Source organism: Methylobacterium sp. E-005 (assembly GCF_022829725.1).
Taxonomy (GTDB): domain Bacteria; phylum Pseudomonadota; class Alphaproteobacteria; order Rhizobiales; family Beijerinckiaceae; genus Methylobacterium.
Genome location: NZ_JAKSYG010000106.1, coordinates 1 through 405, shown reverse-complemented (window position 1 = coordinate 405; position 405 = coordinate 1). Strand labels below are relative to the sequence as shown.

Here is a 405-nt window from a genome sequence, read left to right as displayed (position 1 = left end):
GTTGCCGAGACCGATGAACCCGATGGTCTGCGCCATCCAACCCTCCCTGTATTGTTGTTGCTCGCCTCTCCCACCCGCCTTCATCCTGAGGGCAGACCAGATCCCCCAAGCGCTCTCCCTCCCCCCTCTGCGGGGGAGGGTGGCCCCTGCGTCAGCAGGGGTCGGGAGAGGGGAAACCCGGTTCAGGAAAAGGCGAGGCCTTCACGCAGCGCTGAGCTTGGTTCTGCACCGGCGCTCCCCTCTCCCGACCCGCTTCGCGGGCCACCCTCCGAATCCTTGAGCTTGCCCCGGGACAGGCCCGAAAGGCTGCGCGAGACCGCTTCCACGATGGTGTCGATCAGGGGTTCGCCGGAGCGCCCACGGTTCGGCAGGCCGATGATGTCGATCGCCGGCTCGCCCAGCACG

The 405-nt window shown here is 67.7% G+C and carries 1 protein-coding gene; it reads right to left on the bottom strand.

What is annotated here, in order from left to right; translation table 11 throughout:
- Positions 1-182 precede the first annotated feature (182 nt).
- The coding region (locus MKK88_RS12595; protein ID WP_244000142.1) for a hypothetical protein at positions 183-405 on the bottom strand (223 nt) is incomplete at its 5' end.